This is a genomic window from Streptomyces sp. NPDC087270, assembly GCF_044744625.1.
Taxonomy (GTDB): Bacteria; Actinomycetota; Actinomycetes; order Streptomycetales; family Streptomycetaceae; genus Actinacidiphila.
Window position 1 is genome coordinate 197,790 of sequence record NZ_JBIUYR010000015.1, and the last position, 21,058, is coordinate 218,847.

Annotated in this window: 14 protein-coding genes and 1 pseudogene; 9 read left to right on the top strand and 6 right to left on the bottom strand. The window is 71.0% G+C overall.

What is annotated here, in order from left to right; translation table 11 throughout:
* Positions 1 to 14: 14 nt before the first annotated feature.
* Complete coding sequence (locus ACIPAE_RS27690; protein WP_402448705.1) at positions 15 to 170, bottom strand: CPCC family cysteine-rich protein; 156 nt, start codon at positions 168 to 170, stop codon at positions 15 to 17.
* A 414-nt stretch (positions 171 to 584) separates the two neighbouring features.
* Here ACIPAE_RS27690 and ACIPAE_RS27695 point away from each other — a divergent pair.
* The 6 genes and pseudogenes from ACIPAE_RS27695 to rsgA all read left to right on the top strand — a co-directional run.
* Positions 585 to 746, top strand: a pseudogene (locus ACIPAE_RS27695) (hypothetical protein); the annotation flags it as partial.
* Positions 747 to 795: 49 nt separating this feature from the next.
* Positions 796 to 1,047 (top strand): hypothetical protein, encoded by a 252-nt coding sequence (locus ACIPAE_RS27700; protein ID WP_402448789.1) that lies wholly within the window; start codon positions 796 to 798, stop codon positions 1,045 to 1,047.
* A 311-nt stretch (positions 1,048 to 1,358) separates the two neighbouring features.
* Positions 1,359 to 6,848, top strand: a complete 5,490-nt coding sequence (fxsT, locus tag ACIPAE_RS27705; RefSeq protein WP_402448708.1) for an FxSxx-COOH system tetratricopeptide repeat protein — start codon at positions 1,359 to 1,361, stop codon at positions 6,846 to 6,848.
* Between the two features lie 5 nt (positions 6,849 to 6,853).
* Positions 6,854 to 8,137 (top strand): CHAT domain-containing protein, encoded by a 1,284-nt coding sequence (locus ACIPAE_RS27710; protein WP_402448710.1) that lies wholly within the window; start codon positions 6,854 to 6,856, stop codon positions 8,135 to 8,137.
* On the top strand, positions 8,134 to 9,183 hold the full coding sequence (locus ACIPAE_RS27715; RefSeq protein ID WP_402448712.1) for a hypothetical protein: 1,050 nt from the start codon (positions 8,134 to 8,136) through the stop codon (positions 9,181 to 9,183). Before ACIPAE_RS27710 ends, ACIPAE_RS27715 begins: the two co-directional genes overlap by 4 nt.
* Before the next feature lie 1,532 nt (positions 9,184 to 10,715).
* Positions 10,716 to 11,795: a ribosome small subunit-dependent GTPase A gene (rsgA, locus tag ACIPAE_RS27720; protein WP_366412862.1), complete on the top strand. Its 1,080-nt coding sequence runs from the start codon at positions 10,716 to 10,718 to the stop codon at positions 11,793 to 11,795.
* A gap of 38 nt (positions 11,796 to 11,833) precedes the next feature.
* On the opposite strand, the gene ACIPAE_RS27725 is transcribed toward rsgA, so the two are convergent.
* From ACIPAE_RS27725 to ACIPAE_RS27735, 3 genes are all read right to left on the bottom strand, one after another.
* A complete protein-coding gene (locus tag ACIPAE_RS27725; RefSeq protein WP_328470765.1) occupies positions 11,834 to 11,965 on the bottom strand; it encodes a hypothetical protein in 132 nt (43 codons plus the stop codon).
* 266 nt (positions 11,966 to 12,231) lie between these two features.
* A complete protein-coding gene (locus tag ACIPAE_RS27730) occupies positions 12,232 to 13,266 on the bottom strand; it encodes a LacI family DNA-binding transcriptional regulator (RefSeq protein WP_328470767.1) in 1,035 nt (344 codons plus the stop codon).
* Between the two features lie 331 nt (positions 13,267 to 13,597).
* Complete coding sequence (locus tag ACIPAE_RS27735; RefSeq protein WP_402448715.1) at positions 13,598 to 15,076, bottom strand: MFS transporter; 1,479 nt, start codon at positions 15,074 to 15,076, stop codon at positions 13,598 to 13,600.
* 161 nt (positions 15,077 to 15,237) lie between these two features.
* Between ACIPAE_RS27735 and ACIPAE_RS27740 the strand changes: the two genes are divergently transcribed.
* Together ACIPAE_RS27740 and ACIPAE_RS27745 are read left to right on the top strand one after the other, a co-directional pair.
* The gene (locus tag ACIPAE_RS27740; protein WP_329373800.1) at positions 15,238 to 15,885 is read left to right on the top strand and encodes a helix-turn-helix domain-containing protein; all 648 of its coding nucleotides are present in this window, start codon (positions 15,238 to 15,240) and stop codon (positions 15,883 to 15,885) included.
* Between the two features lie 173 nt (positions 15,886 to 16,058).
* Positions 16,059 to 16,457: a PPOX class F420-dependent oxidoreductase gene (locus ACIPAE_RS27745; RefSeq protein ID WP_329363692.1), complete on the top strand. Its 399-nt coding sequence runs from the start codon at positions 16,059 to 16,061 to the stop codon at positions 16,455 to 16,457.
* 78 nt (positions 16,458 to 16,535) lie between these two features.
* Here the strand turns inward: ACIPAE_RS27745 and ACIPAE_RS27750 are convergent, their stop codons facing one another.
* The gene (locus ACIPAE_RS27750; RefSeq protein WP_329363691.1) at positions 16,536 to 17,018 is read right to left on the bottom strand and encodes a DUF456 domain-containing protein; all 483 of its coding nucleotides are present in this window, start codon (positions 17,016 to 17,018) and stop codon (positions 16,536 to 16,538) included.
* Positions 17,019 to 17,282: 264 nt separating this feature from the next.
* Positions 17,283 to 18,269 carry a helix-turn-helix domain-containing protein gene (locus ACIPAE_RS27755; RefSeq protein WP_329363689.1) on the bottom strand — a complete coding sequence of 329 codons (987 nt, stop codon included), beginning with the start codon at positions 18,267 to 18,269 and terminating at the stop codon, positions 17,283 to 17,285.
* Positions 18,270 to 18,528: 259 nt separating this feature from the next.
* Here ACIPAE_RS27755 and ACIPAE_RS27760 point away from each other — a divergent pair, with 259 nt between their 5' ends.
* The gene (locus tag ACIPAE_RS27760) at positions 18,529 to 21,051 is read left to right on the top strand and encodes a protein phosphatase 2C domain-containing protein (protein WP_402448717.1); all 2,523 of its coding nucleotides are present in this window, start codon (positions 18,529 to 18,531) and stop codon (positions 21,049 to 21,051) included.
* The last annotated feature ends 7 nt before the right edge of the window (positions 21,052 to 21,058 follow it).

Below are 21,058 nucleotides of genomic sequence, written 5' to 3' on the forward strand. Positions count from 1 at the left end.
GAGTGGTCCGTCCCTCACAGGTGCAGAGGCCGCAGGCGCCGAAGTCCTGATACTTGGGCTGCACCTCGATGAGCGAGACCCGTCGCTCCCCCTGCAAGGGTCGGCCAGCGAAACTGGACCCCGTCGTCCTCCCAGAAGCAGACGGGGCATATCTCGAAGGATTCGGGCATCTCGCCGAGGACACAGTGCCTGCAGGAGGGATAGGGGTATCGGTCTCTCTCACCTGCGGAGTCTTGTCGAAGGCCGGCTGGAGCGCCACGCAATTGCTACCGCGGGTCGCCCGACCAGTCCGCAGACAGTCTGCAGGACACTCGTAAGCCCCCGTCGCGAGCCAACGTACCCAAACGCCAGATTGCCTGGTTAGAGTCCTGATCGGCGCTTCGCCGCAGGTCAGATTCGGGCCGGATACGTTCCGCTTCAACATGTGGGCCACCGCCGGCCCAGGGCTGATTCAAAGTGCTGGTGATCTTGAAGCGTCGCTGGTCGTGGGGGTGCGATGGGGGTTGCGGCGGGCCGTTACGAAGACAACGAGGCTCCGGTTGACGGGTTGACCTACCAAGTCGACCTGCACCACCGGATCCTCAATGTGCCGGCAGTCTGCCACCGTCTGCCTGACCAAGTCTCCTTCGCCGCGCCAGCGTGAACTGCTGGGTTTCGCTGAGCGGTTGAGGACGGTGCCTGACCCGCGGGACCGTCGTGGTCGACGGCACTCGTTGGTGTCGGTGCTGCTGACCGCGGCCTGTGCGGTGCTGTCCGGGGCTCGCTCCTACCTGGCCATCGGCCAGTGGGCCCGCAGTGCTCCGCAGGGATGCCCTTGCCCGCCTGGGCGTCCCCCCGCGGCCCGCTCGGTCTGCGGAGTGCTCCTGCCACCTCCACGCCGTTCACCTGCTGTCCGCCGTCACCGGCTCCGGCTCCGGACGCGTCATCTCCCAGCTTCCGGTGCCCGGCAAGACCACCGAGGTCACCGCCCTGCCCGCGCTGCTGGCACCCTTCGACCTCACCGGCGTGACGGTCACCGCCGACGCGCTGCACACCACCCGCGAATAGGCCCGCTACCTGGTCGAGCAGGAGAACGCCCACTTCGTCCTCGTCGTCAGGCGCAACCAGCCGCGCTGTGGGCCCTGCCGTGGAAGAAGCGCACCACAGTGCGCTACGACCGCGAGACCTGGCACGGCCGACGCGAGACCCGGGCGTCCAACTGTGCCGACTACCTCGCCCACGCCTCCGAGGGTCGGTGGCGGATGCCGTTACTGCCGTGGCACGTCACGGTGCCCGGGTCTCGACTTCCTGACAACTTACTTATTCCTCAGTAGAGTTGTTTGCGCGTCGCGTCACACATGGTCGCCAGGGGGTGGGTCGTGATCACTGGGGAGCCGCAGGCCACGGTGTCCGCTGTGCTGCACGGCGACCTGACGGTGCCGGGTCAGGACGTTGGAGCTTCGCACACGGCTGGCAATCCTCACCTCGAGAGACATGCGACCGTTCTCTCCGATCAGGCGAAGGCGTCCGCCGCCTGGATAGGGCTCGCCTCTCCGCTGGACAACTTGCCCGCGCTGCCCGCGCAACCCCTCATCGGTCGTGCCCTGGACCTGTCGCGAATCAGCGCTTTTTTGCTCGACGGCGGCGGGGTTGTCACCCAGACGACGACCGTGAGCGGCTTGGGTGGCATCGGCAAGACGGCTGTGGCTCTCCGGTACGCCCATGACCAGCGCAACCGGTACCAACTCGTCTGGTGGATCGTCGCCGAGACCGAGGAGCAGATCACCTCCGGATTCGGCGACCTCGCGCTGCACCTGTACCCGACGTGGGCGCATGAGGCCACCGCCAAGGAACGTACTGAGTGGGCGCTGACTTGGCTGGAGACTCACTCCGACTGGCTGGTCCTTTATGACAACGTGGAGCGACCTGAGGAACTGACCCCGTTTCTGGGGCGATTACTCGGCCGTGGCCACCAACTCGCCACGAGTCGACTTCGTACCGGCTGGCCCACCAACACCGCGCTGATCAGTCTGGATGTACTCGGTCAAGAGGACGCCGTCACCCTGCTGCACCTCACGTCCGGGCTCGGCGAGGATACGCCCGCAACCGGATCCGGTGCTTCCCCCTCACAGGCATCTCTGCTCGCGGCAGACCTCGGGCACCTGCCCCTGGCCCTCGCCCAGGCAGGCGCATACCTGCGGGAGACCGGCATCAGCTTTGCCGCCTACCGGGACAAGCTGGCCCGGCTGCCCGACAGGGTACTGGGCGAAGGCGCGCGCAGTTCGGATCGGACCATCGCCCGGATCTGGCGCACCAGTCTGCAGGCGATCCGAGCTATTCACCCCTCGGCCGTCCCTCTACTGCATACCCTGGCCTGGTACGCCCCCGAGGCCATACCGCGCGAGGTGATCGACCGTCTGGGGCACGTCGAATCCTCGCTCGAAGCGCTGGCGGCCTACCACTTGGTCACCATCGACCCCGAGGGACCGACGCTGCATCGGCTCGTCCGGCGGACCCTCCAGTGTGCCGATCCGGCCGAGGTGCCCGAGGCCCGCGACCTGGCCGAGGCCGCATTGGCCGCCGAAATCTCAGGCGCCTCTTCCGAGCACGTACGGCGGAGGCTGGTGCACATCCAAGCTCTCGCGGAGACCGGGCCCGCGGCTGAACCGGACGCGGCGGCCGTCGAGATGTACAGGCGCGGGACCGACGAACTCCTCGGACGGGAACAGCACGTCCTGGCGATCCCTTTGATGGCGCAGGTCGTCGACGGCAGCACGCGGCTTTTCGGCGTGGACCACGAAATCACCCTCGACGACCGGGACCGCCTGGCGGAGCTGCACGCCAGGGCTGGCGACCCGGCCCGCGCGGTCAGGCTGTGCCAGGACGTCTACCTCGATCGCGCCCAGTGTCACGGCCAGGAAGCCGTGGAGACTCTCGCCGCCAGGGAACGGCTGGCGTACGCGTACCGCAAAGCCGGCGAGGTCACCAAGGCTGTACAGGAACTGACGGCCGTGGTCGCCGACCGCCGCCGGATCCAGGGCGTCGAACACCCGGACACGCTCACCAGCCGCAACAATCTGGCCTACGCGCTGCAGACGGAAGGCCGATACGAAGCCGCTGTCGAGGAATTCCAGGCGGTTGTCGCCGACCGCGAACGACTTCGGGGAGCACAGCACGAGGACACGCTCGCCAGCCGAACCAACCTCGCATACGCCCATCTCCAGGCCGGTGATCACCGCACCGCGCTCAGCCTATACGAGCAGGCGGTCGCGGACCGGCAACGAGAACACGGTCCGGACCACCCCGACACGCTTACTAGTCGTGGCTGGCTGGCCTCCGCACACAGGGACACGGGTGACCCGCGCACGGCGGTCGCCCTGTACCGGGGGGTGGTCGCCGATCGGACACGGGTGCAGGGTGCGGGCCACCCGGACACCCTGCGCAGCCGCCACGATCTGGGCTGGGCACTGTCGGAGGCCGAAGGACCGGATGCGGCCCTGCGGGAGTTCGAATCGCTGGCGGCGGACAGCGCACGGGCACAAGGGCCGGACCATCCAGCCACACTCAACTACCGCGACGACTGCGCGGAGACCCACCGAGACCTGGGGGACTACGCTCGGGCAACCGACGCGTACCAGGCTCTGATCGCCGACTACACCCGCGTCCGGGACAAAGACCACCCGGAGACGTTGCGGGTCCGGGCCGCGCTGGCCTACACCTGGCAGCTGGCGGGGGACCACCAGCGTTCGATACAGGAGCGCCAGAACCTGGTCGCCGACCAGACAGGGGTGCAGGGCAGCCAGCATCCGGCGACACTCACCGCTCGGGCCAACCTAGCCTTCGCCCATCGCGCGGCGTCCGAGTATCCGGCCGCAATCGCGCTCCTCGAGGACGTGCTGCGGGGTCGTCGCGACATCCTGGGCCCCGAGCATCCTGCGGTCTTCGCCACACGCGAAGCCCTGGCCCGCACACTTCAGTGGGCCGGTCACCACGCCCGCGCGGTCCGGGAACTGAAGTCACTGCGCGCGGACATGGAAGGGTTTCTCGGTCCGGACAACCCGCGGGTGCTCAGCGTCCGGCTCGCTCTCGGCCGGGTGTTCGCCGAGGAGGACCGTCTGACGCAGGCCCTGGAGCTCTACGAGCCCCTGGCCGAGGATTATCAGCGGCTCCACGGGCTCGACCACCCCATGACACTCGTCGTACGGCTGTGGATAGGGGCGGCCCACCGCGCGGCCGCGCGATATGAGCAGGCGGGCGTGGCATTCGACGCGCTGATCGCCGACCACACCCGGATCCAGGGCCCGTATCATCCGGACACGCTGAATGTCAGGAGCTGGCGAGCCTGGGTCTTCCAGTCCGCCGCGCAGTACAAGCAGGCGATCACGGCGTACCAGGAGCTGATTGAGGACCACACCCGGCTGCTGGGCCCTGACGCCCCGGACACCTTGCACGACCGCAACGGGTTGGCGCTGGCCCGGCTGGGGGACAGCGACTACGCGGGCGCGATCGCCGGATTCTCCGCACTGCTTGATGACCGGCGCAGGCTTCAAGGGGACGACGCCCCGGACACCCTGCTGGTGCTGGAGAACCTGGCAGACGCCTGTTCGGCGGATGGACAGCATGACCGTGCCCTAGCGTCGTACGAAGAGGTCGTCGAGGCGTGGACCCAGAAGTGGGGCGCCGCACATCCGCGCACCCTGCGCTCGCGGCGGGACCTTGCGATGGCCCAGCGAGCGGCAGGTCGCCACCGGCTGTCGCTCAACACGCTGGAGGCCGTGGTCGAAGAGCGCGAGCGTGCCGACGGGCCCGATCACGCCGCTGTGCTGTCCCTCCGCTATGACGTGGTCCGGGGATACAACGCCGCGGGTGACCATGTCCGGGCCGCAGAGCTTGCGGAGCAACTGCTGACCGACACCGCCCGAGCGCGCGGCCGGGACCACATCACCACGCTGAACACCCGCATGCAGTTGACGGACACGTGGCGACAGTCGGCCCAGTACCAGCGGGCCAGGGTCGGATACGAGACGTTGGTGGAGGAGTTCACTCGATTCCATGGCCAGACCCACATCGAGACACTCGCAGTCAGGGCACTGCAGGCGTTCTCCTACTCCGAGCGGCTCGATTACGAGCAGGCGATAGCCCTCGGTCAGGCGCTGGTGTACGACCGCATCCGCATACAGGGGGCCGAGCATTCCGATGTCCTGCGGGAGCGGCGAAACGTGGCCCGTTGGCGGGAGCGGGCCGACGACCGTGCGGGAGCACTGCAGGAATTGGACCTTCTGCTGCGCGACCACGAACGGATACGGGGCGCCGAGCATCCCGACACCCTCGCCGTGCGCGGCGCTGTCGCTTGGACCTTGCTTGGGGAATCCACGGCTCTTCGTGCCGTCGAGGCCGCCACGAGGCTGCTGGAGGATGTCACCCGACTGCTGGGGCCCGACGACGTCACGACTCTTGACGCACGACAACGTCTCGCGAACGCGCACGAGTACGCGGGCAATGTACACAAAGCCCTCGCCCTCCGCGAGTCGCTGGTGGAGGACCGCACGCGCGTTCAGGGCTCCGGTCACAGTGCCGCCCTGAGCGCCCGCAGAAATTTGGCTTGGTCCCGGCGCCTGCTCGGCGATCGGGTACGGGCGGTCAGGGAACTCCTGAACCTGGTTGAAGACTACGACCGGGAGCAGGGTGCGATCCACCCAGACTCCCTCAGCTGCCGCTGGGCCCTGGCAACGGCCTACGGGGAGATGGGCGATCCGGGCCAGGAGAGGGCGGCCTTCGAAGACCTCCTCAAGCGGTGCGAGGCGGTTCTCCCCGAGGAGCACCCGATGACGCACGGGGTACGTGGCAGTCTGGCCTGGCTGACAGCGGACGCCGGCTCCACGGACCAAGCGGTGCTGATGGCCCGCGACCTGATCGACGACTGCACACGGTTGTACGGCGCCGGGCACCGACGGACGTTGGAACACCTCCCGGTCCTGGCGCACACGTTGTGCCAGGCGGGTCGGCCGGAGGAGGCCCTGGAAGTCCTCGGCGAGCTGCTGCGTTCCTCGGCCCGGCTGATCGCAGGCCACTTGGAACTGCCCGAAACGGCCGATGCCGTCGCTCGGGCCCATCTGAACGCTGGCGGCGCAGACGATAATCGCGTGGCGTCCGAGCATTCCGACGAACTCATACGCCGGGGCACGGTTGTTGAGATCTTCGCCCGGGACTACCAGGCATTGCGCCCCACACTCGCCGTCCAACTGGCCGACACTCTCGCGCACGCGGGCGATCACGCCGCCGCAATAGCGTTGCTGAAGGCTGTGCACGCCGCCCGCTCCCATACCTTCGGCGCGGACCACCCCCTCACGCTGGAAAGCCTCGCCACTTTGGCCCTTGCGTCCCTGGAGGCTGGCGACACGGAATCCGCGCCGCCCGACGAGGAGGTGATGGCCCGTTGGGAGCGGATCTTCGGGCCAGACCACCCCGAGACGGAGGAGCTCCGCTGGCGGCTGCGCACCGCGCGCCCGGCATGGCGGGTCCGGCTGTCGCTGCCGGCGGACGAGGAGCCGACCGAGGACAGCCCGACGCCGATCGAGGTCAGCCTGGTCCGCGAGGACGGGGGTACGGCGCCCACGCCAGCCATGATGATGGTTGTCCCCTCCTGGCAGACGGACGCCTCGTTGGAACCGGCCTTGGCGCAGTACGACCCCGAAGGTGATCCAGCCCGCTTCCTGCTGACCGCGCACGAGCCGGGGGAACACGACATCCGTTTCACGCTATACGACCACGCGTCCGGACTGGTGATGCAGGACCTGCGGACGACCGTCCGCGTAGCGGGCTCCCCCACCCAGAATGAGGATGCTCGACACAGTTCTGGGGAGGACTGACCCGGATGACGCAGGATCTCGCCGTGGAGGTGCTCCAGGACCCCTCCCACGGTTTCACGGGGGTGCCGCACCCGCGAGACGGTTCACAGATCGCCGCAGTAGACGAGGCCCCTGCCCAACTAGGCGTGAGGCTATTACAGACGGGTACGGGCCTTAGCATTTTGGCCATTCCCAGGGGCACACCGACGCGCGACACCGCGGAATGGCATGAGGCCCCGCTGGAAGTGTCCGCCGAGGAACTGCTTGATCGCGCGGACCGGCTGCTGGCCATCTGGCGTGACCAGGTGGTCTTTCATCGGACCACCGATCCCGGATATGGGCAGCGGGTGGGCGGCCACCCCTTGGCCGAGTCCGTCGATCTGTCCGAATTGCGCGACCTGACTGACCCGTTGGTGGCGAAACTGGCCGACGAGGGCTTCGACCTGCTCCATGTGATGCTCGACGGGACGGGCTACGACCTCGGCCGCTTCCGCGAGTTCTTGCTGGGCACCCTCGCTGGCGGGCAGCAGTTGCGCATCACTTTCAACTCCGATTGGCAGCTGCCGTGGCCCATGCTCGCGGTGGACCCCGCGGAGTGCGACAGTCCCTGGGAGGCGTTCCTGGGCCACCGGCATCAGATCGAGCAGGCCCGTACCGGTTATTCATGGGACCAAGCACCGCTTGGCCGACGCGAACGGGCCATCGCCAGTCTCAACAAGGACACGACTCTCGATCACGTGGCCCGGGCGCACGAGGTGCAGAAGCTGCTGGACGAGCGCTCCCTGCTTACCGTCCGCACCCGCGGAAGCGAGCTTCTTGCGGCCCTTTCGCGTTCCGTGCTGCACGAGGACGTAATGTATTTCTGGTGCCATGGTCGCTTCGTGAGCACCGGTGCCGCCGGCCAGGTCCTAGCCGTACAGCTCTCCGATACCGAGGATATCGACGGCCCTCTAGTGCGGCGCAAGCGGCGCTCCTACTTGCGTAGCCCGGAGTCCCGTTTCAAGCCCTTCGTGCTACTGAATGCCTGTCACTCGGCGAAGGCCGCGGGGCCTGGAAGGCTGAAGCACCTCGGGCAGGAGCTCATCGACCAGGGCGCCGACGGCGTTCTCGCACCGCAGATCGAGATTCCGGAGGTCTTCGCCGCCGAGTACGCGTACGCCTTCCTTGACCGCTATATGACCGGAGCACACACGGCGGGCGCGATAGGTCAGTGGCTGGTGCAGCGCTTTGCGCGGGAGTTCCACAACCCGCTCGCCCTCGTCTATTCGCTGAACGGCGGCATCAACACCCGTCTGGACCTAATCTCGTGACCACACTCCGAAAGCGGCTGAAGCCCGCCCCCCGAACGCTGCGGCTCACGCCGCCCGCGGAGATCGACCTCGACGAGCAGGGCCACTTGAAAGGACCGGCCGGCGGGCCAACGGTACAGGTCGCCCGGGTACCCGAGCACTTGGCACGCCGCTTGGTCATCCCTGCCGGGACCACCGACATCCATGTCTACGTGCACGGTTGGCAGACCCCGCCGGCGCAGGCGACACGGACCGCCGTACGACTGCTGGAGCAGGCCGTCAAACTGTACGAGTCGGCGCCGGACCGCTACCCGGGTCTGAAGTCCGGATACCGCCCTTGGTGTGTCGTGGTCCGCTGGCCGTCGTCCAGCCTGCCCGGTAAGAGGGGCTACGAAAGGATCAGAGATCGGGCACATGCCATGAGCTCCGACGGCCAGGGCCATGCCCCCTATATCATCGGGCACTTGCTTGGCTACCTGGACTCGGAGCGGACCGATCCTTTGGGCCCGACGGTCCTGGCCAACCGCACCGGCCAGTACTTGCACCTGATGGGCCACTCCTTCGGCGGCCGCTTTCTGTGCGAGGCAGTGCAGCGGGCGGCCGAGCAGCCGCCGGTGCTCGGCTGGAGCACGCCGTACGACCCCCGTCGCCCCTTCACCGTCGACAGCATGCTGATTTTCCAGATGGCGGCCCCGCGCGACGCGTTCCTCCGCCACTTCGACACGCTGTTCCCGACGGCCACGCACCCCGGCGCGCCCGTCCGCGGCCCGATCGCCCTCACCCACTCCCGCTGGGACCGAGCCACCGGCTTCTGGCACCTGCGTGCCGAGAAGGCGCCGGGGATCGGCCACTCAGGTGCGGGGGCGGCCCCGGTTCCCCAGTTCTCGACCCGGCTGCTGCCAACCGAAACGGACTATCCGCGGCAAGTCCTCGACCACCGTCTGGTCAACATTGACGCCGACTGGCTCTACCGCGGCAGCCGCCTCCACCCCTCGGGCGCCCACTCCGACTTCCTCCGCCCGGAATCGGCTCACCTACTGCTGACCTTGGCGGAACGCTCCCGCTGACTGGCATCGGTCAGAGGCTGAGCACCGCCGCAGCGCGATGCCAGCGAGTGATATTGCATGTGCCGCAGACCCACCACAACGGCGCGACCCGGAAATCCCGGTTCTTCGCTGGATAGCCCGACGGCCGATGAGTGGCAGGACACGGATAGCGCCGGAGGAGTTGAGCTCCATGCGGCAGCCGATGGGACGGATGAGGAGCGGTTTCAGGCGCGTAGGCGCACGGCGACAATATGCTGGTCTGGAACTGCCATCTGTGCTGGTCAAGTCCACGATTTGCGTGAGCGATGCGTGAGTGGATGGTGCGGCACAGGCCCCCGCAGGGTGGATCGACCGGCAAGCCAGCCACGCTGACCAGGAGAAATCGGACCGCCGAGCACCACCCGGCACCCCTCCCCACGACCTCACCAGCCCTTGTAATGCGTAGGTCACGGCTTCTCGGCTGGTGAAGTTCAAGCGGTGCGTTCGACCGGTCACGGTCGCGGTTGACTCGCCTTTATACAAAGTGATTTCGGCGGAGCCAGGCTGGTGCATCTGCCTCACCATCGTCTTCCCCGTGTCTTGGTTGGAGGCTGTGATGGTGGTAGATGCGAGTGGCCGATGGACCGAGGGCTCTTGCGAGTCTTTGCCGGGTGATCCGGCTGTGGGGGTGTTTCACGTCGGTCATCAGGGGCGCGGACGGCCGGTTGTGCAGGCGGTGTGGCGTGTGACCGGTGAGGACGCGTCCTTGGCCAAGGCGGTGGTTGTGGCACTGGGTGGGACGGTGGCGGAGGTAGTGCCGGGTCTGGAACGGCCGGTCGGCTACGAGGCGCCGTCCGGTAGTGGGTCGGTGCCTGTGCTGGTGGACTTCCAGGCTGGTGTGGAGATCGGTTGTGTCTGGGGCGGGGGAGTCGCGTCTGTTCGGCGTGAAGCTGCTGGTGGGCGGTTGGGGGAGTGCCGGCGTGCTGGGGTGGCGGGTCTCGGGAGGCTGGACGTTCGGGTCCGGTCTTGGCTGGCAGGGGCACCGGGGCTGGGCTGGTTCGAGGTGCGGTCGTCCTCGTGGGAGTTCGGTGAGCGGCTCGAAGCCCTGGTGGCTTCTTCGGAGCCGCCGGTGGCTGAGGCGCGGTGTGTGCTGGAGTTGGAGGTGGTGCGGTTCAGGACGTGCTCGGGTGCGGGCACGAGTTACCGGGGGCCCCGGATCGAGGTGCTGGTGGGGGGAGGAGGCGCGCGGGCGGAGGGCTTGGTCCTCGCTGCGTAAGCAAGGCCCGTAATTGGGTGGCGCGGGTGGTGGGGGAGCCGCTACGGTGCGGGTGTTCGCAGAGCGGTGCCCCGGGTGGGGTGGCCGTGTCGGTCGTGTGTGTGACCTGGGAGGTGTGACCCGATGGCTGTTTCCGTGACGGGTGTTGCCCGTATTCAGCTGATCGTGCAGTTCACCTCTGTGGTCTCCGGCTGACCTTTTCTGCTGTTCGTCGCGCCTGTGGGGCGCGCGGGCCGGGGCCCTGTTCGAAGGGTTTCCCTTGTCTTTCTCTTTTCGTGATGCTTCCTCGCATGCTCTCGTGCCTTATGGCTGGGACGACGTGTGGGAGGCGGAGTTCGTGCCGTACGCCGAGCGTGGGCTGGTGCCCGGGCGGGTGGTGCGGGTGGACCGTGGACGGTGTGATGTGTTCACGGCTGAGGGTGTGGTGCGTGCCGACACCGAGTACGTCGTGCCGAAGGACCCGATGCGCGTGGTGTGCACCGGGGACTGGGCCGCGCTCGACCCGGCCGGCCATGACCCCCGCTTCGTGCGGGAACTGCTGCCCCGGCGCTCCCGGTTCGTCCGGTCCACGTCGTCGAAGCGGTCGGAGGGCCAGGTGTTGGCGGCGAACCTGGACCACGTGGCGGTGTGCGTCTCGCTCGCCCTCGAACTGGACCTGGGACGGCTGGAACGGTTCGTCTCGCTGGCCTGGGAGAGCGGCGCACAGCCGGTCGTGGTGCTCACCAAGGCCGACCTGGTGCCCGACACCACCCATCTGCTCGCCGACGCGGAAGCCGCCGCGCCCGGGGTGCGGGTGGTGGTGGCGAGCGCCGAGAGCGGTGAAGGGCTCGACGAGCTGGGCGAGTTGCTCGCCGGGGGCAGCACGGTGCTGCTCGGGCAGTCCGGCGCCGGCAAGTCGACGCTGACCAACGCCCTGGCCGGGGTGTCCGTCCAGGAGGTGCAGGCCACCCGGGACGCCGACGGCAAGGGCCGGCACACCACGACCACCCGTGACATGGTGCCGCTGCCGGACGGGGGAGTGCTCATCGACACCCCCGGGCTGCGCGGCGTCGGGCTGTGGGACGCCGAGACCGGACTCGGCCAGGTCTTCGCGGAGATCGAGCAACTGGCCGCGGACTGCCGCTTCCCGGACTGCTCGCACCAGGCCGAGCCGGGGTGCGCGGTGCTCGCCGCGCTGGACGACGGCACCCTGCCGCAGCGCCGCCTCGACAGCTACCGCAAGCTGCTGCGCGAGAACGCCTGGATCGCCTCCCGCACCGACCAGCGACTGCGCGCCGAACTGCGCCGTGAGTGGAAGCAGCGGTCGGCGGCCGGCCGGGAGATGTACGAGCGCAAGCGCGGCGGGGGCGGCGGCCACCGCCACGGCCAGGTCCGCTGACCGGCGGCCGGCTCAGCGCGGTCGGCCCTCCGCGCTCCTCATCCGGTGCCGCCACGACGTCCGTGGCGGCGCCGGACCCCGATCGGGCTTCCCTCGCTCCAGAAGGAACCGATGATCCCGGCGATGACGAGCGCCACGATCACGATTCCCAAGATGACGCTGTAGGCCATGCCATGACCTCCTCACATCCGCGCGGCCTTCACCGCACCGTCACTTTCGCTGCCTGATCGTGACCTTCCCGTTGCATGACGGTCTCAATCCACTTCTCAACACGGCTTCTCAGGAGACCTGTTGAGCGTTGGCGAAAATATGACGGTAGGTAAGTCGCGCGATGCGTAAACCGGATGAACGGTTGAAGTGCTGGTCGGCTTCCGCCCCGATCTCGGCGCCGCCCATCCGCTGCCCATCCAGCTCATCCCGCTCATCCCGCCGACCCTCACGCCGACGCGCGCACCACCAGCTGCGTCCGCGTCACGATCGACGACAGCGCGGGCCCGCCCGACTCGGCCGCGCCCGCCTCGATCCGGCGCAGCAGCAACCGCGCCATCATCCGGCCCATCTCCTCGATGTCCTGCCGGATCGTGGTCAGCGGCGGGTCGGTCCAGTCGGAGACCGACACGATGTCGTCGAAGCCGATCACCGCCACGTCCTCCGGCACCCGCCGTCCCCGCGTGCGCAGCAGCCGCAGCGCCCCCGAGGCCATCACGTCGGACGCCGCGAACACCCCGTCCAGGTCGGGGAAGTCGTCCAGCAGCCGGGCCATCGCCTGGGAACCGCCGTCGGGGGTGAAGTCGCCCTCGGCGATCAGCCGCGGGTCGATGTCCGGCAGCGCGTCGCGGAAGCCGTCCAGCCGGTCCACCGAAGCGGTCTGGTCCAGCGGGCCGGCGATGTGGCCGATCCGGCGGCGGCCCAGGTTCAGCAGGTGCTGGACCGCGTCGCGGGCGCCGCCGCGGTTGTCGCAGTCGACGTAGAGCGTCTCGCTGTCGGACCAGTCGGGGCGGCCGCCTATCACCGTCGGCACCCCGGCCCGGCGGGCGAGCGCGGGCAGCGTGTCGTCGTCGTGCAGCGAGAAGATCAGCGCGCCGTCCACGTGGCCGCCGCCCAGATAGCGGCCCACCCGCTCGTAGTCGCCGGCGCCCTCGGTGAGCAGCAGCACCAACTGGTTGTCGTGCGCGGTCAGTTCCTTGCTGATGCCGCGTACCTGCTGGGCGAAGAACGGGTCGGCGAAGAACCGCGTCTCCGGCTCGGCCACGACCACCGCGATGGCGTCGTTCCGCCGGGTCACCAGGGCGCGAGCGGCCTGGTTGGGCACGTAGCCCAGCTCGTCGACGGCCCGCCGGACCCGCTCGGCCAGCGGCGCGCGCACCCCCTCGCTGCCGTTGACCACGCGGGAAGCGGTCGCCCTGGACACCCCGGCCCGTGCGGCCACGGCCTCCAGCGTGGGGCGGGGCACGAAGCTCGGGTCGGACAACGGAGGGCTCCTTCGCACGCGGATAACGAAAATTTCCGGACCATTTCGATACGGACAGCGTATCGGGTCCGGCTGACCGCGTGAGAGCGCTCTCTCGGTGTGTCCCCAGGGTTGCGGGTGCCGACACCCGCACCGGTCCGCCCGGGCGCGCCGCCGCGTGGGCCGCCCCCGCGTGGGCGTGCGCGGGCGGCCCGGCGGGCGGACAGGTGGACGGGCGGACGGTCCGTACGTACGGTCCCGCGTCCGTGAGCGGCGCCGGATCAGCGGCGGCTCGCCGAAGCCGCTCGCCGAAGCGGCTCGGCGTGATCCGGCGACTTCCAGGGCGAACGTGTCAGGCGGGTTCCTCGGCGGCGGCCTCTTCGGTGGAGTGGGAGTCGGTGAGGGTGAGGGTGCCGCCTGCCGCGACCAGGCCGACGACGACCGCCAGCACGGCGTAGGTGACCCGCTCGCCGTGGAAGAACGACGCCACCAGCGCCCTGCTCCAGGTCCCCGCGGGCAACTGCGTGGTGACCAGCGCGGCGATCAGGGTGCCGACCAGGGCGGTGCCGACGCTGGTTCCGACCTCCTGGGCGGTGTCGTTGAGCGCGGCGCCGATCGACGTGCGGTTGCTGGGCATCGCGTCGACGAGTGCGATGGCGCAGATCGTCATGACGGTGCGCAGTCCGATGGTCATCAGGACCATGCAGGCCGCGATGGCGCCGTACCCGTGGTCGACGCCCCAGGACAGGCCGGCCAGCGAGCCGGCCAGGCAGGCCGCGCCGACCAGGCAGGCGATCCGGTGGCCGAACCTTCCCGCCAGCCACTCGGACAGGGGAGTGGCGGCGATCATGGTCACGATCATCGGGAGGTTCGCCAGGCCGGCCCGGACGGGGCTCCACCCGTAGGCGTACTGGAAGTGGAGGATCAGCCCGAACATCACCGCGGCCATCGCGATGGCCGTGCCGATCTGCGCGATGGCGGCGCCGCGCACGGTGCCGTCGGAGAAGAGGCGCAGGTCCAGCATGGGCGAGGGACTGCGGCGCTCGTGCCATACGAACGCGACGCCCGCGGCGATGGCGCCGAGGACGGCGGTGAGCGTGACGGCGGAGTGCCAGCCGTGCTCGACGCCGCTGGTCAGCGAGTAGCAGGCGAGGCCGATGGTGGTGACGCTCAGCGCGGCGCCCGGCAGGTCGAGCCGGTCCTGGGTCAGGTCCTCCGGCCGGTCGGCCGGGACGCCGAGACGGACGCCGACGGCCGCGAACAGCGCGATCGGGGCGTTGACCACCAGGAGCCACTGCCACCGCACGTGGGCCAGGGCGGTGCCGCCCAGCAGGGGGCCGAGGACGAAGCCGGACATGCCGACGATGATCATCAGGGTCATCGCGCGCATCCGCAGCGCCTTGTCGTCGAACAGCCGGAAGACCAGCGAGTTGGTGATGGGGGCCATCGCGGCCGCGGCGATGCCGAGGCCGGCCCGCAGGGTGATGAGTTCCCCCGCGGTGGTGACCGCGACGACGCCGAGGCTCAGCAGGCCGAACACGGCCAGGCCGACCAGCAGCACGCGTCGGCGCCCGAGCCGGTCGGCCATCGATCCCGCCGTCAGCAGCAGGCCGCCGAAGGTCAGCGAGTACGCGCCGGTGACCCACTGCAGCGCGGTCGTGCTGCCGTCGAGGTCCCGGCCGATCGTGGGCAGCGCGATCGACAGCAGGGTGTTGTCGACCATCTCCACGAAGAAGGCCAGGCAGAGCGCGGCCAGGGGAATCCACGCCGCGCGCAGCGACGGATAGGTACGCGATGCGGCGGGCGCGGTGGAAGGGGCGGTCGTGGTCATGGCGGGCCTCCTTTCGGAACGTCGCCGAGTATCGAACGACGTTCGACCATAGAACGTGGTTCTATGAATGTGCAAGTTGTGAAAGGATGTGCACCATGACAGGCCCGCGACCACGACCCGCCGATCGTCCTTCCCGAGGGCGGCGACGTGCTTCGCACTCCATCGAGGCGGTTCTCACCGCGGCGGTGGCCCTGCTCGACGAGGCGGGCGAGCCGGCGCTGACCCTCCGCGCGCTCGCGGCACGGCTCGGCACCGGCGTCGGCAGCATCTACTGGTACGTCTCCGGCAAGGACGACCTGCTCGAACGTGCCGTCGACCACGTGCTCAGCGGGGTGCTGACCGCCGTCGAGGGGCGGGCCGACAGCAGTGACCCGATCGACGACCTGCGCGTGATGGCCGTCATGTTGTTCGACGCGATCGTGGACCGGCCGTGGCTGGGCGTGCACTTCATGCGCGACATCGACGTCCAGGGCAACTCGTTGCGGCTCTACGAGAAGCTGGGGCAGCAGACGCTCCGGCTCGACCTCACGCCACGGCAGCGGTTCCACGCCGTGTCGGCGATCGTGGGCGTCGTGGTCTCCAACGCCGCCGACATGGGGCAGGAGCCGCCCGAGGAGGTGGTCGAGGGATTCGTGGACCGCGACGAGTTCCTCGGCCGCTACGCGACGACGTGGCGCGGGCTCGACGCCGGGGAGTACCCGTTCCTGCACGACATCGTCGACGAGTTCGACGGGCACGACGACAAGGAGCAGTTCCTCGCCGGCCTGGACCTGACGCTGGCGGGCATCCGCTTCCAGGCCGGAGCCTGACGCCGGGGCAGCCGTTCCCGACCCGCACCCCCGCACCCCCCCCGCACGGGCCCACACGGCCCGAACGGCCCCGAGTGGCAACGGCCTTTCTGCGCTTCGCCTAGGACCTTGGTCCGGGTTCTTTCAGCCGAGCGGCGGATGCCGGGGCGGGGGCGCGGCGGGAGGATGACCGTATGACGACCAGGACCGCACGGACCGAACTGAACGAAGCCGAGCTGGCGTATCTGCGCGGGCAGTTCCTCGCCAGGCTGGCCACCGTCGACGCGAAGGGGCGCCCGCAGGCGAACCCGGTGGGCTTCTTCCTGCGCGAGGACGGCGCGGTGGACATCGGCGGCTTCGCGATGGGTACCACCAAGAAGTGGCGCAATGTCGCCGTCAATCCGAACGTGTCCCTCGTGGTGGACGAGATGTCCCGCCCGGGCGACCCCCGTACCGCCCGCGGCGTCGAGATCCGCGGCACCGCCGAGCAGGTGGAGGGGCCGCACGAGTACGGCGAGCGGATGAGCCCGGAGCTGATCCGTATCCACCCGTACAAGATCATCAGCTGGGGCATCGAGGGCTCCGCGGTCTGACGCGCGGGCGGGACGCGGGTCGACGGCGCCGGGCGCGGGACGATGCCGCCGGGCTCGGTCCGACGCTGGCGGCGCCGGCTACCCCGCGATGACCGCGCCCACCCACGCGCCCGCCACGATCAGGCACGCCATCAGCTCGACCAGGACGGACCCGCCGACCGTACGCATCACCCGGCGGGTCGCCGTCCAGGCGGCGCGGTGGCCGCCGAGCCGGACCCGCTCGTGGACGTACACGGTGCCGGCGAAGCCCAGCGGCGCGCCCACCACCGGGAGCACGAAGAACCCGGGGATCGCCACCCCGCTCGCCGTCATCACCGTGTGCCAGGTGACGCCGGAGTCGCGAATCCGCCGGGACGGCATCAGCCACAGCACGACCTGGGCGACCGCCAGCAACCCCGTCGCCCCGGCGAGTACGCCCCAGGTCAGGGTGGTGTGCTGCGAGGTGGCCCACCACAGCACGGCGCCCCAGCACAGCAGCGTCCCCGGTACCCCAGGTGCCGATACGCAGACGATGCCGAGCAACATCACCGCGCCGATCAGGCACAACTGTGCGGTCCCCATGAGAGCCACCCTGCCGGAATCCGGGCGCGTTCGCTGTCCGGCGACGCGCCCGACGCACCGGTGTTACCGGATCGCGTCCCCCGGCCGGGTGCGAGACCGGCCTGCCGCATGCCGCCAGGGAACCGTACGCCCGATGCGGGCCGCGGTGGGCCGGATTCGGACGGATCGCGCCCGGTGCACGCCTCGCGTACGCCCCCACTGCGCGCCCCGCGTACGCTCCCGCGCGCCCCCGCGCACGGATCACGCCGGGCGGGCGGCCCCGGCTCAGGGCTCGTCGCGGGCGATCCAGCCGCGTTCGTAGGCGTGCCAGCCGAGCTGGAGGCGGGTGCTCACGCCGGCGATCTCCATCAGCCGCTTCACCCGGCGCTGCACCGTACGCAGGCCGAGGTCGAGCTGTTTGGCGGTGGAGGTGTCGGTCAGGCCGGCCAGCAGCAGGGAAAGGATGCGCAGGTCGGTGTTGTCGGGCTGCGCGTTCCGCTGCTCGGCGAGTATGCCGCCCGGCTCCAGGCGCAGCGGCATGGCCTGCCGCCACACGCCCTCGAAGAGCTCCGTCAGCGCCTCCAGCAGGCCGCTGGCGTGCACCACCAGCGCGGCGGGCTCGGCGCGGCGGCCCAGCGGCACCATCGCCAGCGTCCGGTCGACCACCACGAGCTTGGTCGGCACCCGTTGCACCACCCGCACCTGCTCGTCGCGGTCGAGCGCGGCGGCCAGTTCGGTGAGCCCGCTGTGCCCGGTGACCGCTTCCCGCTCCAGCACCACGCGGTACGTCACCCCGCGCCGCGCCGCGTCGGCCTCCGCGTCGTTGTCCACGCCGTCGACCGCGACCGGACGGCCGCTGACCAGGGCGCACACCTCGCGCTCGGCGCCGAACTGGAGTTGGAGGAAGCGCTGGGCCACCGCGCCCGCGCCGGTGACCACTTCGACGAGGTCGTGCACGGCGGGTTCTGCCGCCTCGGCCCTGAACTCGGCGGCGAGCACGGCCGCGGCCAACTCGGCCTGCTCCAGGGCGTGCCGCCGGCTGGTCAGCAGCGCGGACAGCGCGACCGCCGGCGGCGCGACCACCCAGCGGCCGGGCCGCGCGGAGGACTGGGCGACCAGGCCGTGCCCCTCCAGCCGGCGCAGCAGCCGGGCGGCGTCCTCCTCGGGCAGCGCCAACCGGTCGGCCAGCTGGCCGAGTTCGGCCGCGCCGAGCGCGACCAGAGCGCGGTAGGCCGATTCCTGTGCCTCGTCGAGGCCGATGGCGCCGAGCAACGAAGGCCCCTCCTCGGGATGGGCGGCTGTGCGACACCGACGGCGACGGCGGCATGGCGGGAATGAGCCGCGGCGGTTTCCCGCCGTGGACATCCTCCCCTCCTTCGGGTGCCCTCTGCCACTGTGATCCACATCGCAGCCGGTGTCATACCCGGGGAGCACGTGCGAACCGCGCGCGCCGGGCCGGCCCTGGCCGTGGGGGCTGGGCCGACCCGGCGTTTCGCGTTTCCCGGTCCGCTCGGCGGTGGACAATAAGGGCATGAGCCAGCAGGGCGACGCACGCGGCAGCCAAGAGGACGACTGGTGGCGGCAGTTGTACGACGAGGAGGTCGCCGCCGGAGCTTCGGGCGCCGGGAACGACTCCCTCGACGCGCACTTCGACTCGGCGCTGAACGCGATGACGCCGCCGCCCCCGCCCCGGACCGAGACGCTGCGGCTGCGGCGGCCCACCCCGCCGCCCCCTCCGCCGTCATGGCAGCGGCCGAGCCGTCCGGCGCCCCCGCCGCCACCACCGCCGCGCCAGGAGGAGCGCACGGCTCCTCCGCCGCCGTCGTGGGACCCGTGGGCGGCCGCACCGACCTTCGCGGAGCCGGCACCGATGCCGGTACAGCGGCAGCCCGAGCGGGAGTTGGCGCCGGAGCCCTTCGCGGAGCCGGCCGCGGAGCCGGCGACGGCGCCGGAACGGGAGCCCGTCCGGGAGCCCTTCGCCGCGGAACCGGTGTCCGCCCGGTCCTACCCGCCCGCGCCGCCCGAGCCGCCGGTGCCGCCGGCCGAGGAGGCGCGGACCGAGCCCGCGCCGGAACCGGAACCGCCGTCAGATCCGGAACCGGCGTCAGAACCGGTGCGCGACGCGGTGCCCGAGGCCGAGCCGCGACCCGCGGTCGAACCGGAGCCCGCGGTCGAACCCGAGCCCGAGCCCGACCTCGCCGCGGAACCGGTGGCGGAACCCGACGCTGTGCCGGACCCGCGCATGGGCAGCGCGTACGCACCCGCGCCGCGCGTACCCGAGGCCGTACGGGCGCCGGCGCCCCTGCCCGCACAGGAGCCGGACGTCCAGGCGGGACCCGAGGCCGCGTACGAACCCGCGCCGGAGCCGGAGTGGCCCGAGCCCGTCGTCGAGCCCGCACCCGCTGCCGTCGCCGACCCCGCGCCGGAGCCGGAGTGGCCCGAGCCCGTCGTCGAGCCCGCGCCCGCTGCCGTCGCCGAACCCGAGGATGAACCCGAACCCGAGGATGAACCCGCCGCCGTAGCCGAACCGGAGGCCGCGCCCGCGCCGGACCCGCGTGCCGCGGAGACGCACGCGCCGCCGCCCGCCAAGCCCTGGGACGCGTGGGCCACTCCGCGCAGCGCGGCTCCGCCGCTGTCCAGCCCGGCCGCGCCGACGGCCCCGCCCGCGGCCGAGGGCTGGTCGGCGCGGCTCTCGCAACGTCCGCCGCAGCCGACCGAGCGGGAGGCGTCGGCGGCTCCAGACACGCCCCCCGAGCCACCCGGGCGCCCCGAGAGCGCCGGGGCGCCCGAGGCCCAAGCACCCCCGCGAGCGTCGGATTCCCCGTACCCGGACCTGGTCGAGGACCCGGCCGCGGAGTCGGTCCCGCTTCCGGCTCCGGCTCCGACCTCGGAAGCGCCGCCGCCCGCGTCCCCCGCGTCCGCCCGCCCGCAGCCGTCGGATTCCCCGTATACGGACCTGGTCGAGGACCCGGCCGCGGAGTCGGCCCCGCTTCCGGCTCCGGTTCCGGCCCCGGAAGCGCCGCCGCCCGTGTACGCGGAGCCGGTCGACGAGGCGCCCCTGCCTGCGCCGCCGGCCCCTGCCCCGGCCCCACCCGTGGTGCAGCCGCCCGGCGAGACGGTGTTCGCCGAGGGCGAGGTGCGGTGGGCGCCGGAGTTGCCACCCGGGTGGGTGCCCGCGGCCGGGGTGACGCGGGTGGTGGACGACGCCGGCACGGAGGTGGGTGTGGTGGGCGGCGGCCCGCCGACGTACGGGCCGGAGCCGACCGCGTGGCCGGAGGCGGACCCCGAGGGGCTGGACGCGCTGGTCCCCGACACCGTGCTGGACGGGGCGGAGTACGGCGTGATGACGCTGCGGACCGCGGCGGTGCGCGGCGACTCGGCCCGTTACCGCGGCCAGCCGCGCCGGGACGCGGTGCTGACCGCGCGGTTCGGCACGGGCGACGAGGCGCTGCTGCTGGTGGCGATGGCGAGCGGGGCGCGGGCGGCCGACGACGCGCACCGTGCCGCGCAGGACGCGGTGCGGTGGATCGCGGGCGCGGTGGGCCGCAGCCGGGCCCGGCTCGCCGACGACCTGCGGGCCGCCCGCCGGGGCTCCCTGAAGTCGGGGCTGCACCGGCTGACCGACCGCTGCTACGGACGGCTGCGGGCCCGGGGCGAGGACCTGGGCCTGGCGGAGGGCTCGTACACCGCGTCGGTGCGCTGCCTGCTGCTGCCGGCCGACCCCGCGTGCCGTATCCGGCTGTTCTTCGGGGTGGGGGAGGGCGGCCTGTTCCGCATCCGGGACGGCGGCTGGCAGGACCTCGACGTCGCGCCGGACGAGGCGTCCGAGCCGTTCCGGTTCCGGGCCACCGTCGCCCAGCCGGGTGACGCGCTGCTGATGTGCAGCGCCGGCCTGGCCGAGCCGCTGCGCGGCGAGCCGGAACTCGCCGCCCACCTGGCCGGGCGCTGGGGCCAGGGCCGCGCGCCGGGCCTGGCGGCGTACCTGGCGGACGCCCAGACCCGGGTGAAGGGCTACGCCGACGACCGCACGGTGGTGACCGTCTGGGATGCGTGATCGCCCC

Coding starts and splice junctions, on each gene's coding strand:
- ACIPAE_RS27690 (WP_402448705.1), bottom strand. CDS start 170: ATGCCCGAATCCTTCGAGATATGCCCCGTCTGCTTCTGGGAGGACGAC.
- ACIPAE_RS27710 (WP_402448710.1), top strand. CDS start 6,854: ATGACGCAGGATCTCGCCGTGGAGGTGCTCCAGGACCCCTCCCACGGT.
- ACIPAE_RS27725 (WP_328470765.1), bottom strand. CDS start 11,965: ATGGCCTACAGCGTCATCTTGGGAATCGTGATCGTGGCGCTCGTCATC.
- ACIPAE_RS27735 (WP_402448715.1), bottom strand. CDS start 15,076: ATGACCACGACCGCCCCTTCCACCGCGCCCGCCGCATCGCGTACCTAT.
- ACIPAE_RS27745 (WP_329363692.1), top strand. CDS start 16,059: ATGACGACCAGGACCGCACGGACCGAACTGAACGAAGCCGAGCTGGCG.
- ACIPAE_RS27750 (WP_329363691.1), bottom strand. CDS start 17,018: ATGGGGACCGCACAGTTGTGCCTGATCGGCGCGGTGATGTTGCTCGGC.
- ACIPAE_RS27760 (WP_402448717.1), top strand. CDS start 18,529: ATGAGCCAGCAGGGCGACGCACGCGGCAGCCAAGAGGACGACTGGTGG.